At 50.1% G+C, this 14,590-nt stretch carries 14 protein-coding genes and 1 pseudogene; 11 read left to right on the top strand and 4 right to left on the bottom strand.

The genetic code is table 11. The features are described from left to right. The first annotated feature begins 65 nt into the window (after positions 1-65). Positions 66-458: a hypothetical protein gene (locus NI000_RS31280; protein ID WP_253415269.1), complete on the top strand. Its 393-nt coding sequence runs from the start codon at positions 66-68 to the stop codon at positions 456-458. Between the two features lie 91 nt (positions 459-549). Here NI000_RS31280 and NI000_RS31275 read toward each other — a convergent pair whose 3' ends face one another. Further along, positions 550-1,314, bottom strand: a complete 765-nt coding sequence (locus NI000_RS31275; RefSeq protein WP_253415268.1) for a 4'-phosphopantetheinyl transferase family protein — start codon at positions 1,312-1,314, stop codon at positions 550-552. A gap of 185 nt (positions 1,315-1,499) precedes the next feature. Between NI000_RS31275 and NI000_RS31270 the strand changes: the two genes are divergently transcribed. The 4 genes from NI000_RS31270 to NI000_RS31255 all read left to right on the top strand — a co-directional run bounded on the left by NI000_RS31270 (position 1,500) and on the right by NI000_RS31255 (position 5,609). Then, entirely contained in the window at positions 1,500-2,573 is a 1,074-nt protein-coding gene (locus NI000_RS31270) for a LacI family DNA-binding transcriptional regulator (protein ID WP_253415267.1), read from the top strand. A gap of 76 nt (positions 2,574-2,649) precedes the next feature. Then, the gene (locus NI000_RS31265) at positions 2,650-3,804 is read left to right on the top strand and encodes a Gfo/Idh/MocA family protein (protein WP_253415266.1); all 1,155 of its coding nucleotides are present in this window, start codon (positions 2,650-2,652) and stop codon (positions 3,802-3,804) included. Between the two features lie 17 nt (positions 3,805-3,821). After that, positions 3,822-4,502 (top strand): ThuA domain-containing protein, encoded by a 681-nt coding sequence (locus NI000_RS31260; protein ID WP_253415265.1) that lies wholly within the window; start codon positions 3,822-3,824, stop codon positions 4,500-4,502. A gap of 3 nt (positions 4,503-4,505) precedes the next feature. Next, the gene (locus NI000_RS31255) at positions 4,506-5,609 is read left to right on the top strand and encodes a Gfo/Idh/MocA family protein (protein WP_253415264.1); all 1,104 of its coding nucleotides are present in this window, start codon (positions 4,506-4,508) and stop codon (positions 5,607-5,609) included. A 62-nt stretch (positions 5,610-5,671) separates the two neighbouring features. Here NI000_RS31255 and sspI read toward each other — a convergent pair whose 3' ends face one another. Then, a complete protein-coding gene (sspI, locus tag NI000_RS31250) occupies positions 5,672-5,875 on the bottom strand; it encodes a small acid-soluble spore protein SspI (protein ID WP_253415263.1) in 204 nt (67 codons plus the stop codon). A 156-nt stretch (positions 5,876-6,031) separates the two neighbouring features. Here sspI and NI000_RS31245 point away from each other — a divergent pair, with 156 nt between their 5' ends. Both NI000_RS31245 and NI000_RS31240 read left to right on the top strand, forming a co-directional pair. Next, entirely contained in the window at positions 6,032-6,691 is a 660-nt protein-coding gene (locus tag NI000_RS31245; RefSeq protein ID WP_253415262.1) for a potassium channel family protein, read from the top strand. Positions 6,692-6,708: 17 nt separating this feature from the next. Beyond that, on the top strand, positions 6,709-7,542 hold the full coding sequence (locus NI000_RS31240) for a TrmH family RNA methyltransferase (RefSeq protein WP_253415261.1): 834 nt from the start codon (positions 6,709-6,711) through the stop codon (positions 7,540-7,542). Positions 7,543-7,653: 111 nt separating this feature from the next. Here the strand turns inward: NI000_RS31240 and NI000_RS31235 are convergent, their stop codons facing one another. Next, positions 7,654-8,802, bottom strand: a complete 1,149-nt coding sequence (locus NI000_RS31235) for a serine hydrolase domain-containing protein (RefSeq protein WP_253415260.1) — start codon at positions 8,800-8,802, stop codon at positions 7,654-7,656. Between the two features lie 33 nt (positions 8,803-8,835). Then, positions 8,836-10,191, bottom strand: a complete 1,356-nt coding sequence (locus NI000_RS31230) for an erythromycin esterase family protein (protein ID WP_253415259.1) — start codon at positions 10,189-10,191, stop codon at positions 8,836-8,838. 277 nt (positions 10,192-10,468) lie between these two features. Here NI000_RS31230 and NI000_RS31225 point away from each other — a divergent pair. The 4 genes and pseudogenes from NI000_RS31225 to NI000_RS31210 all read left to right on the top strand — a co-directional run. Continuing rightward, a pseudogene (locus tag NI000_RS31225) lies at positions 10,469-10,633 on the top strand (hypothetical protein); the annotation flags it as partial. A 225-nt stretch (positions 10,634-10,858) separates the two neighbouring features. Beyond that, positions 10,859-11,128 (top strand): erythromycin esterase family protein, encoded by a 270-nt coding sequence (locus NI000_RS31220; RefSeq protein ID WP_010500021.1) that lies wholly within the window; start codon positions 10,859-10,861, stop codon positions 11,126-11,128. A gap of 352 nt (positions 11,129-11,480) precedes the next feature. Beyond that, positions 11,481-12,056, top strand: coding sequence for a sensor domain-containing protein (locus NI000_RS31215; protein WP_029191869.1), 576 nt, complete (start codon positions 11,481-11,483; stop codon positions 12,054-12,056). A 45-nt stretch (positions 12,057-12,101) separates the two neighbouring features. Next, the gene (locus NI000_RS31210) at positions 12,102-13,886 is read left to right on the top strand and encodes a helix-turn-helix transcriptional regulator (protein WP_253415257.1); all 1,785 of its coding nucleotides are present in this window, start codon (positions 12,102-12,104) and stop codon (positions 13,884-13,886) included. Positions 13,887-14,590 lie beyond the last annotated feature (704 nt).

Here is a 14,590-nt window from a genome sequence, read left to right as displayed (position 1 = left end):
TTGAAAAAATGACATCAAATGTGTAATAATGGAAGAGACAAATCAGAGAGGATGTGAATGAAGAGATGCGCGCCAAGCAAGCGAAGCGAATCGTCGGCATCGTTCTGATCCTCATGAGTATCGTGCATGTCATTTACGGTGAAGTTATGCTTGTCCGTGAATTAAAATCGCTGTCGGCCGACGGGTTCCTTATCGGCTCCTACCGAGTGATGTCCTTGCAGGGCGGTATTTTGCTCGCCGCAGTCGGCATCGTGGAATGGCTGTCGGCCGAACGGATTATTGAGCTATTTGGCTTCGCCGCCTATATTCCGCTTGGGGTCGTGATGATTAACCTGCTGTCGTTTGTCCTTGTCGTCGCGGCTGTCCACCGAGAATTGATGCAGTATACCTTACCGCAATGTATAATTTTTGTCGTCATTATTGCGCTTCAGGCCTGGAGTCTCCGGAAAGCTTATTGACGGGCCCCTTGCTTGCCGAATTGCTTACAAAAAAAGAACAGGGATCGGCTGACCGAATTGCAGTTAGCGATCCCTTTCGTATAGATTCCGGTCACGGAACATCGACAGCACACAATGCACCGAAAAGCCGCTGAATCTCCGGGATGTTCACTTTGAATTCGGTTCTTTTCGGATGCGTGATCGAGCACATATAGCGGCCGACGCGGAACGATACGGTGCTATATTGGGCGAAGTTCGTGTAGCTGGTGACGATGCAGTCTTGCCTGATATCCATATAATTGATTTCATATACGGGGAGCGGGGTCATGAGTCCGGTCTTCAAAATTTTCGACAAGGATTCCTTGGAGGTCCACAGCATCGTAAGCGCGGCCTCGTATTCGAGAGCGGTATCCGCGATCATTTGCTTCTCGGGCGCTGTAATCTGCGATTCGATGGCACTGACGTTGGCACCGTCGATTTTCTCCAAGTCGATGCCTAATGGGTGGGCCTCCGGAAAAGCAACGGCAGCCGCGATATGATCGCAATGCGTAATGGAGATCTGAAGAGGCTCGGTTCGCGGAAGCATGATGACCGGCTGCTGGAATACCCCCTGCTGCACCCATATTTGCCCAAGCTGCGGTTCCGCCATATGAGCGTAAGCGGAGATCGCCTGCTTCGCGCAGTAGCGGCCGAGCACAAAGCTATGCTTCCTTTTATATTGAAGCTTCCGGTAGTAAGCCAGCTCTTGCTCATGCAGGATGCTCAATGCTTCCGTATCTTCATATGGGTATGTACGGCTGCCAAGGCACAGCTGCGCCTTGAAGCGGTTGTCAGGCCTTACTAATGCCAGTTCCTCCAAGTACAATAAAGTGTCCAATGATCCCTCTCCCCTCGTTTTCGTTCGTTGATGAACGTCGGTATGTATATCATCGTTTCCCATAATTCGCCAGCTGTCAATAGGTGAAAATGTTTACTTTTTATTGAAGTGAACTCCGGTATTCAGGATTGACATACAAAGTCGGAGCATGAGATAATGAACGCGCGTACATTACTGTGAAGGAGGTGGCTGCAATCGTAACCCGAAAGGAAGTTGCAGAGCTGGCGGGAGTATCCGAAGCGACGGTTTCCCGCGTATTCAACGACGTCGGTCCGATGAAGGAGCAGACCCGGCTGCGGGTGCTTCAGGCCGCCAAAACATTAAATTATCATCCAAACGCGATTGCCCAAAGCTTCGCCCGCCGCAGAAGCGGCAACTTGGGTGTCGTGCTGCCTTATGTGCCGAAAGTGCATATTTTCTCGACTTACTATTTCTCTGAAGTGCTTAGCGGAATCGGGGAGCAGGTGAAGGCTTCAGGCTACGATATGCTGCTGAAATTCCGCGCTCCCGGAGAAGAAAGCGATTACAGCAGTATTTTTCGTTCACAGAAGGTGGATGCCTGCGTGATCCTCGGAGCGACGGATACGCCCTCGGAACGGGCGGAGCTGAAAAAATTGGAAGACGGCGGGTTCCCGTTTTGCCTGATCAACCAGCATATGAGCGGAGAGTGGTTTAATGAAGTGGATGCGGATCATGAGGGAGGAAGCTACCGCGCGGTACGGCATCTGCTCGACTTGGGATATCGGGACATTGCGTTTTTGAGCGGCTCGCCCGAGTTTTCCAACAGCGGCGACCGGCTGCGGGGATACATGCAGGCCATGCGCGAAGCGGGACTGCTGCCGGCGGATGCCAAGGCTCCGGGCGACCTGCCCGCGCATCTGTACTACGAAGGCAACTACAGCCGAACAAGCGGAATGAAAGCGGCCGCAGCCATGCATCCGCACCTGAACCGGATCGATGCGGTGTTCGCCTCAAACGACCGGATGGCGATCGGCTTGATGCAAGGGCTCCGCGAGTACGGGCACGTTCCCGGCCAGGATTATGCGATTGTCGGCTATGACGATTCAGAGGCTGCCCGCGTAACCGTTCCTCCCCTAACGAGCGTTGCCGTTCCGTTTTACGAGATGGGCCGACTGGCAGCGGAGCGGGTGCTGGGACGTGTCGGCGGAGGAAATGAGACGGGCGGTGCATCGGAGAGCTTCAGACTGAAGCTGGATACGAAGCTTGTCGTGCGGCAATCGTGCCGCATCCTGCGGTAACACCGTCGCGGCGTCCGATTCGATAAGGGACGGCGAAGGGTAATAAGCCACAGGCCAAAGGAGGGAGGAGCCGAAGATGAAACAAGTCCGCGTAGGGATGATCGGGTACAAATTTATGGGCAAGGCGCACAGCCATGCTTACCGGGATGTACCGATGTTTTTTCCGAAGGTGCCGAAACCTGTGATGAAGACGATCTGTGGACGCAATGCCGAAGCCGTGGCGCAAGCGGCGGAGCAATTCGGATGGGAAAGCTGTACGACCGACTGGCGGGAGCTCCTGCAGCGCGAGGATATCGATCTGGTCGATATTAATGCGCCGAGCAATGTGCATAAGGAAATCGTGCTGGCCGCCGCCGCTGCGGGCAAGCACGTGTTCTGCGAGAAGCCGCTGGCTTTGACGTTGGCCGAATCCCGTGAAATGCTCAGGGCCGTGGAAGCGGCCGGCGTCAAGCATATGGTCGGCTTCAATTACCGCTTCGTTCCCGCGGTTCGGCTGGCGAAAAAGCTGATCGACGAAGGCCGTTTGGGGCAAATTTATCACTTCCGCGCCTGGTTTATGCAGGACTGGCTTATCGACCCGGAGGTTCCGCTCGTGTGGCGGCTGCGGAAGGAAGTGGCCGGCTCCGGCGCTCACGGCGACTTGGGCGCGCATCTGATCGACCTGGCGCATTACCTGATCGGAGATATGACGGAAGTCGTCGGAATGAACGAAACGTTCGTCAAGGAAAGGCCGTTCACGGAATCGGCGGCAGGTGCCGCAGCGAACGGACAACAAGCTCGCGGCCCCGTTACCGTCGATGACGCAACCTTGTTCCTGGCCCGGTTCGCGGAAGGGGCGCTGGGCAGCTTCGAGGCGACGAGGATCGCAGGGGGTTGCCGCTGCAGAAATGCGTTTGAAATCAATGGAAGCGAAGGCAGCGTAAAATTCGACTTCGAGCGGATGAATGAGCTGCAGGTCTTTTTTGCCGATGATCCGGACGACGTGCAGGGCTTCCGGCGCGTGCTGGCAACGGATCCGTCTCATGCGTATGCGGAAGCGTGGTGGCCTCCCGGTCATACGCTCGGTTATGAGCACACCTTAATTCACGAGACGGTCGAGCTGCTGCAGGCGATTGGAGAGGACCGGCAGCCGATCCCGAACTTCAGGGACGGCGTCAAGAGCCAGCAGGTGTTGGAAGCGGTCGATCTGTCGATCACGGAGCGCCGCTGGGTTTCTATCCAGGAAGTGTAGAAAGGGGACATCGAGGGATGAAAAAAGCATTGATCGTCTGGGGCGGCTGGTCGGGGCATCAGCCTGAGGAAATCGCCGGCCTGTTCCGGGACCTGTTGATTGACGCGGAGTTCGAAGTGGAAATGTCGGATACCCTTGAGGCGTTTGCCGATGGGGAAAAGCTGAAGTCGATGGATCTGATCGTACCGGTATGGACGATGGGGGAAGCCGATCCGTCGCTCATCCGGAACGTTTCGGCTGCCGTTCAGAATGGCACCGGTCTCGCAGGCTGTCATGGCGGGATGTGCGACACTTTCCGCACGGACGTCGAATGGCATTTTATGACAGGCGGTCAATGGGTTGCCCATCCGGGAAATAACGAGGTGGATTACGAAGTCAAGCTTATCCCGAGCTCCAACCCGCTGCTGGACGGCATCGGCGATTTCCGCGTGCGGAGCGAGCAGTATTATATGCACGTCGATCCTGCGGTCAACGTACTGGCGATAACGCGCTTCCCGCTCACGCTTGGACCTCATTCGCCGAATGGTGCCGTCGATATGCCTGTCGTCTGGACAAAATGGTGGGGAGCAGGGAGAGTATTCTATTGCTCGCTTGGTCATCAGAAGGGCATTCTGGAAATACCGCAAATAAACGAAATGATGCGGCGCGGCTTGCTGTGGGCTTCGGACGGGCGGGCGGAAGCGGCCCGGAGGACTTGACCTATGAATAAACTGAAAGCGGGCATCGTCGGCTGCGGCAAAATCAGCGGAATTTATTTACAAAATTTAACTGCGAATCCTGAGCTTGAAGTGGCGGCTTGCGCCGATTTGAACGTGGCTCGGGCCCGGGCAAGCGCCGAGGAATATGGCGTCTCGAAATCCTGCACGCCTGCCGAGCTGCTGGCCGATCCGGCTATAGATATGGTGATCAATTTGACGATTCCCGCCGCGCATGCCGAAGTATGCCTTCAAGCGCTGGAGGACGGAAAGCACGTCTACGTCGAGAAGCCGCTCGCCGTAACCCGGGAGGAAGGACGGGCCATTCTGGCCAAGGCGGCAGAGAAAGGACGGCTCGTCGGCAGCGCCCCGGATACGTTTCTCGGCGGCGGCATTCAGACCTGCATCAAGTTGATCGAAGACGGCTGGATCGGCGTGCCGGTGGCCGCCTCCGCGTTTATGATCGGACGGGGCCACGAGCACTGGCACCCCGACCCCGAATTTTACTATGCAAAGGGCGGAGGCCCGATGTTTGATATGGGGCCTTATTATTTAACTGCCCTCGTGGCGATGCTCGGACCGATTCGCCGGGTTACGGGCTCGGCCGGCATTTCGTATCCGCAGCGCACGATAACCAGCCAGCCTAAATTCGGCCAGATGATTAACGTGGAGACGCCGACTCATATTGCGGGCGTAATCGACTTCTGCAGCGGCGCGATCGGAACGATCATCACCTCGTTCGACGCGTTCGGCGGAACGGAGCTGCCGCGGATCGAGATTTACGGAAGCGAGGGGACGCTTAGCGTACCCGACCCGAACACCTTCGGGGGTCCAGTACGAATCCGACGACATGACGCCAAGGAATTCAGCGATATGCCGCTTACGCATGGCTATACGGATAACTGTCGCGGCCTTGGCGTACTGGATATGGCTGCAGCGATTCGACAAGGGCGGACCCACCGCGCGAACGGGGGGCTGGCTTATCACGTGCTGGAGGCCATGCATGGCTTCCATGATGCTTCTACGCATGGAAAGCACTATGAGATGCATAGCAGCTGTGAGCGTCCGGCGCCATTGAAAGCCGGGCCGGTCGGCGGTATTTTCGAATAACTGCAATAACATGGTGGAAAAGCGCACAGGGACCGTTCCCCGCACGCTTTTTTGCCGTTGCTTTAAGCCAAATGCTCTTTGAGCGTCGCGACCATCTGGTTCTGCGTATCTGATTCGCTGTGCTTCCAAATAATTTCGAACAATACTCCAAGGCCCGGCAGCACACGTTCTTCCGCATCCATCGAATCCGCAATAACTTCAAAGAGCTCTTCGTTGCTTTTGTCATGCATGCGCTGAATGATCGCTTGCCGCAAATTCAGGTTCATGGCAGTTCCTCGCTTTGTTGTCTTTTCCACTTGGTTAATGCGATTTCGCTTTTATTAATATGCTCCGCTTGGATAAGATTCATGCTTCGACGCGAACTTTGGTGAACTGTCGCGCTTCTTGATATAATAAAGAAATGAGAAAGGGGATGAGCACGGATGAAAAAACAATTCGCCGTCATCGGCATGGGGCGCTTCGGCTCCAGCGTAGCCAAAACGTTATCGAATCTCGGCTTTGAAGTGCTGGCGATCGACAGCAGCGAGCAGCGGGCCCAGGAAGTGTCGAATATTGTAACCCACGTCGTTCAAGCCGATTCCACCGATGAAGAAGCGCTGCGTGCGCTCGGATTGCGCAATTTCGACGTCGTCATCGTCGCAATCGGACAAGATATTCAGGCAAGTATTCTTACGACCATCATCGTCAAAGAAATCGGCGTGCCGAAGGTTGTCGTCAAGGCTCAGAACGAACTTCACGGCAAGGTGCTCTGCAAGGTCGGGGCGGATAAGGTGATTTATCCGGAGCGCGATATGGGCGTCCGGGTGGCTCATCATTTGATTTCATCCAACATTATCGATTACATAGAGCTTTCGGAAGATTACAGCATCGTCGAGGTTCAAGCGTCCGGACAAATGGTCGGCCGCAATCTGAGAGAGCTCGATATTCGCGCCAAATATGGCTGCAACGTGATGGCGATCCGAACTGGGGACAAGATGAACATCGCCCCGCACGCCGAAGATATCATAAAACATAACGATATTCTTATCATCGTAGGGACGAACGAAGATTTGAAAAATTTCGAAAAGACGTTTGCGGAATAGAGGGCCAAAGAAATCGTATGAACGATAAAAAAAGGACAGTTTCCAGTGAACCGGCCATCCTAAGCTCGGTTCAAAATCCGCGGGTAAAGCAATGGACCGAACTGCTCAGCCGCAAAGGGAGGGACAAGCAGGGACGCTTCTTGATCGAAGGCGTCCACCTTGTGCAGGAGGCGCTCCGTTCCGTTGATCTGGTGCCGGAGGCATTGGTTTACGCCGCCGATAAGAAGCAAGCGATTGCCGGGCTGTTGGAGGATGCGGCGGCTAAAGGCGCGGAATGCATCCCGGTGACGGAAGCCGTGCTGGCCAAATGCACGGACACCGAGACGCCGCAGCCCGTATTCGCGGTCGTCCCGAAGCTGCCGTGGCGCGGAAGCGATCTGCTCGCGGCCAGTGAGCCGAACGGGCTGGTCGTCGTCATCGACGGCATCCAAGACCCCGGCAATCTGGGCACGATCATCCGCAGCGCCGATGCGGTCGGCGCCTCCGGCGTACTGCTTGGCAAAGGGACCGTCGATCTGTATAACCCAAAAACGGTCCGTTCGACGATGGGGTCGCTTTTCCATCTGCCGATCGTCCAAGGCGACTTGACTGAATGGTTGCCGCAGGCGGCCGAGTCCGGTGTGCAGGTTGTCGCTACAAGCTTGCAAGGAGCGGTTAGCTGCTACGAGCACGATTTTCGCAAATCCACGTGGTTTGTCATCGGCAACGAAGGGCAAGGCGTCTCCGAAGAAGTTCGGCAGCTCGCCCGGCATCAGGTACTCATCCCGATGAAGGGACGCGCCGAATCGCTGAACGCGGCGATGGCCGCTACCGTCGTTCTGTTCGAGGCGATGCGGCAGCGGGGGCTGTGAGACAACTAATGTATCAAGTTGTGAGTCGCGGGCAGAGGAAACGGTCGGGGCCGAAATGGCAGCAAGCTGGCACCGGAATAGGAAATTTCCGGTGCCAGCTTGCTGGTGTTCTTAATGTGATGAAGAGCAAATGAGTTGCTCGGCAATGCTTTTGGAAAGAGGCAACGTATTATCAGAAGGCATCGCATTGATATTAAGGGTTTGTACATAATCCCCGCCGCGAGTTCCACCTGTGAACGTTGCGAATCCTGGAACGTTGCCGCCATGCCCCCAAATCGTAATACCATTCGTCAGCTTTATTCCAGCGATCCCCAAGCCGTATTCACCTGCTGGAGATTCAACCCCAGTTAACATCTGATCTAAAGTAGCTGGTTTTAATAGCTTGCCACTAAGTATAGCATGGAAGAATGTATTCATATCATCCGCTGTGGAGATCATAGATCCCGCAGCATCTGCCCAAGAGGGATTCATTTCGGTTCTGTCTATGAATTGACCGTCGAGTACGAAGTATCCTCGTGCATGTTCACCTGGAATAAACGAGTAGTCGTCGGGTACATAAGTGCTCGTTAGCTTAAGGGGAACTATGAAACGTTTCCTAATATGTTCCCCGTATGTTTCTCCAGTAGCCTTCTTAATAATCATCCCTGCCAGTACCGTATTCGTATTGGAATAAACCCATTTCTCTCCAGGCTTAGAGATTGCCTTCATGTTCAGTCCAGTACGAACTAATTCGTCAGCAGTAAAGGAATGTAACGGGTTTGGGAGAAATTTATCGAGAAAATCCTTGTGGTCTGAATAGTCAGGAATACCGCTTGTTTGGTTTAATAGTTGCCGAATCGTGATATGATCCCCTTCATATTCAGTACCTTTAACAACATCAGGCAGCCATTTTTCTATCGTGTCATCCAGGTTCAGTTTTTGTTCATCAACAAGCTGAAGAACGACCATTGCAGTAAACGTCTTTGTTAGACTACCGATCCGGAAAGTAAAGTTCGTCTTAACCGGGTCAGTACCGTAAATGCTTGCTTCACCGGAAGCATATGCCCATTTTGATCCTTTGTTTGAGGAAGCTACAATTATGCCCGGTATATTTTGTTGGTTAGCAGCTTCATCGATAAGTTGCTTGGCTTTGGTCTGCGAATCTTGACTGTAAGTAGTAACGAGGGGATCCGCCTGCTTTGCAATACCAGTTCCTTGTAATGGCAGTAATAGAGTCGCGGTAATCATTGTCGATACAGTGAGCATAGAAATTTTGTTCATTTCGTTTCTCCTTTTGATTATGGAATCGTCGTATTATTCATTCATTTGTGATGGAGTGACCTTATTGATATAGAAAAAGATGTCAAATGTCTTGCCGAATGCAGCGTCTACAAACAAAGGTACTTCAGGTCCCAATTTTGTTATTCCGGCAAATAGAGGACGGGTTTCATCTAACCAAGTTTTCACCGAACCGCTTGCTTTGCGCAAGTCTACAAAAAATTGATCTTGTTTGACTTGTCCGAAGGTATAGTTAATACTATTGGGGTCATCGATTTTAACCGTTCCGTAAGGACCGAATTTGCCGCTTTCATTAATACCGTTATATGAACCTGAATTGATTGAAGTCCCGATGGATACGTATTTGTCGCCGTAATGTTTAGCCAAATGTTGTCCTGACATCTCCGGATATACGAATGGAAGAATATTGGTTTTGGATATATGTCCGTTATGACCCCATACAATGGTTTTCCCCCATTGCTCTTGTGTCCACTTCGCATTTTCATACATTGCAATATCATGTCTTAAGAAGAACTCCGGCTGTTGTTCAGCTGCAAACATATAAATAAATTGCTCGATAATACGGGCGCTATGCAATGCCCATGCGTAATCTTCTTTTTGCTTGCCGGTATTAGCTTCATTTTTTTCTAGCAGCTCAATAATAGACCGGGCATTGGAAAGATGCTTTTCTTTCTCATCTTTGGGCAGTTCCGCAAAACTTTGCTCATCTTTTGTTGCGGGAATAAGCTCTTTCATTTTGCCATTTAATTGAGAAATCAAATTCGGATGATATTGTTGGATATAGTCCGAAATTTTGTTAAACACATGTTCATCTAATTTTTGTTGATCCATCCCGATTACACGTACTTTGTTGACATGTTTGGGATTGGCATTGTAGTCACGAATCCATTCCAACATCTGTGTCTCTTCTTTATTGTTAAACGTGGGGCTGAGATTTTTGCTTGGATGCCCTTCACCTGTAAGAACATAGCGATCAAGCATCAATCCGTTCCCCCAGTTCTCTTCTAAGACAAGGTTTGTAAACCCCAATTCCGTAACCATATACTGTACGATACGTTGTTTCATTGTGAAGATTTCATGCATGCCATGAGAAGCTTCGCCTAAACCAACAATAGAAGCGGATCCTATCATCTCTTTAAGTGGTTGTAAATCTTCCAAAGAAGCACGAGGCTCAGTTGTTGTTAATTTGATTGCATTCTTCTCCAGCCACTGTAATGGAGTCTGGTTGTCCTTCATGTCAGTTTCAAGTTTAGATGCAGGCGTATTGCCCGAACTGGATGGTGTTGATGGGATTTCTTCTGTGGAACAACCGGCCAAACTTATACTACATATTGTAGTAAGCGCCAGCCTCGTTAATAATTTCTTGTTCATTTTTTTCCTCCCTAGGGTTATTGTTTGACATTCGTTGCGAAGCGATTTGTCTCCCCGAGTATTGCAAAGTAATTGTCATACTGCCAAGATGCATTATGTCACAATGATGCGTATTTACTGTCATATGACGGCTCATCGCCCAATGCTTTCTGGGACCGAAGTGAGCAATTCGGCTTCACGACAGAAGCTTATTCCTTGGATGAAGCGTTCAAGCGGCGGCAGAGGAGGCGGCGAGATCGATCATTTTGTCGGATACCGGCGATAACCCGCGGCAGGCGCTAGCATGGATTTGACCCTCGTTCTGAAGCGGCTGCTAGAGTTGGGTTGGCGGGAGACGCTTGTTGCCGTCATCGTTGATGCGGCAGCGTGGGAGATGTGTTCGAAGCAGGTGAAGGCGGGCGTGTCGGACTCGGTCTCAGACGGTTCTATCCGACATCTTTGAATGGATTCGGGTCTATAATAACAATCCAGACAATGATCAAAAAGTGCGTATCATAGGCATGTGAAAACGATTAGCGAAAATGTCTATGAATCGATCATAGAGTATGTGCAACTGCATAAACCGGAACTTGTGCCACTTTTGAACGATAAGTTTAAAGACCTTATCCCCGAACGAAGGATGCGTACATTTACATGAATCTTTCGGAAGAAATGAAAAACAAATATCATGAAGACACCGAAGAAATTCGTAGGTTGCTCGAACAGAATACAATTGAACGGGGAATCCCCAGAATTCACCTGGATCGAACAGTATGCTGCCGTCATCGAACAGTTTACCAAAATGATGGGATACTTACCGGAGAAACCTAAAGACTTTTACAATCAGTATGATATTGCGATGTACGAAAATGCCAGATGGACGGAGGAGAAATTTGGGAAGTCGATCGTCTGGGCGCGCAACGGCCACACCGCGAAAACAAATCATTTCGTTGACTGAATCCAAATAACTTATCATTTGACAATCCAGGACTACATTTGTAATATGTTATTTTGGATTACGCAAGTAGTCAATTTATCCAGAGAGGAGTCAACGATCCATTGAAGCACATACCTCAAATTACCGAAGCGAAGTGGGAGATCATGAAGGTTCTTTGGGTTCGAAATTGCAAAACTTCTTTGTCCGATGACAATAATACAATCTCTTGAATGCCGATTAAACAGCCGTTTTTGTTTTCGGGATAATCCTCTCTTTGGAAAGTATCACATGACATTTTTACACTGGCGCAAATGACACAGGAAGCTGTACGATACGGGTATTACTGGAGAGGAGCGATGAACCTATGAAGAACATTGTGACAGGTTTCATCCAAAATGGTTATTTTTTATTATTGACTTTTGCTACAGGTTTGTTTTACTTTTGCTTCTATCTGGTTGCTCTATCGTTTAGTTTAAGCCTTTCTTTTACAGTCATTGGCATTCCTTTAGTCACTCATGTTTTACGAACAACTGCAACGTTTATTCAATTTGAGCGAACGCAAACAAAAATTTATACCGATGTTACGATTGCCCCATACGACAAGAAAGCGACAACGGAAGGATCGGTGTGGACTCAAGCCAAATCCGAGCTGACGGATCGTCGCAATTGGGTCGCCGTCTATTGGTTGATGCAGAAATTAGTGATTGGGCTTATCAGCCTCGTCAGTGCCGCAGCGCTCTATGTAGCTCCTTTTATGTTACTCCTGACTCCACTGCTGTATCGTTACATTGATATGAATGTTATTATTATGCGTGTAGATACTTTGGCAAAATCGCTCATTGTGATGGCGGTCGGAGCCGCATTTGCTTTGATCAGCTTCAAGCTAGCCGATCGCTTGGTGAAATCAATCGGAGGTTATACTCGCATCATGATTCGACAGTTAAGATGATAGCTATGAAAAATATCAGACGTTGAATACAGGGGTTGAAACGAATTGTTGGACATCGTTAAACGGTGGATATGGTATGACTGGATTATGTTGGCGACCCGCTTTATAAACAGCACTACGCTCATCATCACGATGATCAGTGTTCAGGAAGGTTTGACACTACCGCTTTGGATCGTTGTTTTCTGGGGAATCGCTGCCTTCTCCATTCCGTGGCTTTGCTTGCAGCTCAGTTATAAATACTACCTGTTCACGGAAATGCTGATCTATGGCGGACTGTGCATCTATTTAACTTCATTGTTCCCTGTTGCTTTCGTCTCATTTCTTGTCTCTGCGTTTCTCATCGCGGCGAATAGCGCCCACCGATCTTATCGTTGGACGGCTCCGGCCACGATCCTTATTTTCCCCGCCTTGTTCTATACGGTAGCGCAAAGCAACGATTACTTTATTACGATCAGTTATTATGGGCTTGCTTATGTGATGGGCTTCGCCTTTCATTTATTGATCGTCAATCATCGGCAAAATGAAACGATTCGTAAGCAAAACGCGGTGCTCGAGCAATATATGTCCCAGATCGAGCGCATTACGCTGACGGAAGAACGAAATAGGCTGTCGCGGGAGCTCCACGATACCGTTGGGCATGCGTATACTTCCATCATCATGGGAATGGAGACATTGCGTGCCGAGCTTGTTACCGAAACAGGCATACAAAGACTAGATTCCTTGCTTGAACTGGGCCGCAAAAGCATCGAGGAAGTGAGGGGCTATTTGCATCAAATGGGATCAGCAGAGGATTCGCTGATTCAGTCTCTGCAGCTGCTTGGAGATGAATTTCAGGAGCATGCCCAGGTCAATGTCATTTTCCGAGTGTTGGGAGAGGAGTATATGTTGTCACGGCAAGCGAAAATGGCCTTGACTCGCTGTATGCAAGAGTCGCTTACAAATGCCGTTCGTCACGGCGAGGCGACGGAAATGACCGTTTCACTACAATTCGAACAGCAATTTACGAGGCTTGAGGTGCAGGACAACGGGCGAGGGATGGAAGAGTGGCGCGAGGGGTTCGGCATTAACGCGATGAAGGAACGAGCGATGAATTTGCAGGGCCAAGTATCCGTTTTTACGAAACCGGGGGACGGGACACGGGTCACTTGTACTTTGCCCCGACAAGCGGAGACGTTGGAAGAGGAGATACGCTTGCTGATTGTCGATGACCAACCGTTTATTCGAGAAAGTTTGCGGACGCTGCTGGACAAATTCCCGGATTTGGTCATAGCTGGCTTGGCTGAGGACGGCGCGCAAGCTGTCGACTTGTGCGGACGTCTTCAGCCTCACGTGGTGCTCATGGATTTGGACATGCCGCGCAAGGGTGGAGCGGAAGCGACCACGATCATCAAGGAGCAGTGGCCTCATATCCGGGTATTGATTTTCACCACATTTCAGGATAGCGAGCAAGCGCGGGATTTACTGCGCAACGGCGCGGACGGTTTCCTGCTGAAAACGACGGAGCCGCTTGAGTTAGCCAATAAGATACGGATTATTCACCGTGGAGACACGTTGATCGAACAGGGCATGTCCCGCAAAATATTTGAAAAGCTCGATGAGAGCAGCGCATTACCGCAATCGAATACGGCCAATACCTATGATTTGACACCCAGAGAAATCGAAATATTGCAGCTTGTCGCCAAAGGTCACCGGTACAAGACGATAGCGTCCAAATTGTATTTGTCGGTCGGCACGGTCAGAAACTACGCCAGCTCAGTTAATACTAAGCTTGGCGTCAGCAACAAGGAAGAAGCTGTTATGAAAGCTTTGGAACTTGGAATCATCGCATAAACCCGGATGATAACTGCCACTGCCGAACCTGATTCCTATATCGATCTGTACGCGGCGAACGTTATTAATATTTGCAATTTCTTGTTCTTTAATTCCGGACAAGGAATTGCATTTACTCTTCGCTCTTACTCCACTGTTTTTAAGGCATAAGACGGCGCCGAGCATATGAACACCGTTCCACTTCCCTTGGTTTATGCTGCTGTTCTCCCCTAACACCTAAGCCTGCCCAAATGGAAGTCGTGATCAAGAAACTAAGAAAATGATGTTTGTCTAAGGTTATCTTATAAAAATATAAGGTTTGTCCAATCGGATATTATAAACAGTCGCACATTGATGTTAAAAAAACAGCCTAAAATGGGCTGTTTATGTCTCAAATGATCATAACTCACACTTGAATAAGAAGACTACCCAAAAGGAAGAAAATGTTTGTTGCTTAATATCAATTAACATGATATATTGTTAATCCGGCCGTTGAGAGGCGGACGTGAGTCAAGCAAATAACAGATGATCTGCTTCGATTGATTCGTACTTTCGAGACGGACTTGGAAGAAAAAAATGCTATTGACTTTCAAGTGGTTAACATGATATATTATTTCTCGCTGCTTCGGTAGCAACGTTGAGTAAGACGAATTTGTTCTTTGAAAACTGAACAACGAGTAACGTGCGAATCTCATTTTGAGATTCAATTAAGCTAGTAAACGAAT

The organism is Paenibacillus tyrphae (assembly GCF_024158745.1).
Taxonomy (GTDB): Bacteria; Bacillota; Bacilli; order Paenibacillales; family NBRC-103111; genus Paenibacillus_G; species Paenibacillus_G tyrfis_A.
The sequence above is the reverse complement of the archived record's forward strand: the minus strand, read 5'-3'. Positions and strand labels throughout refer to the sequence as shown.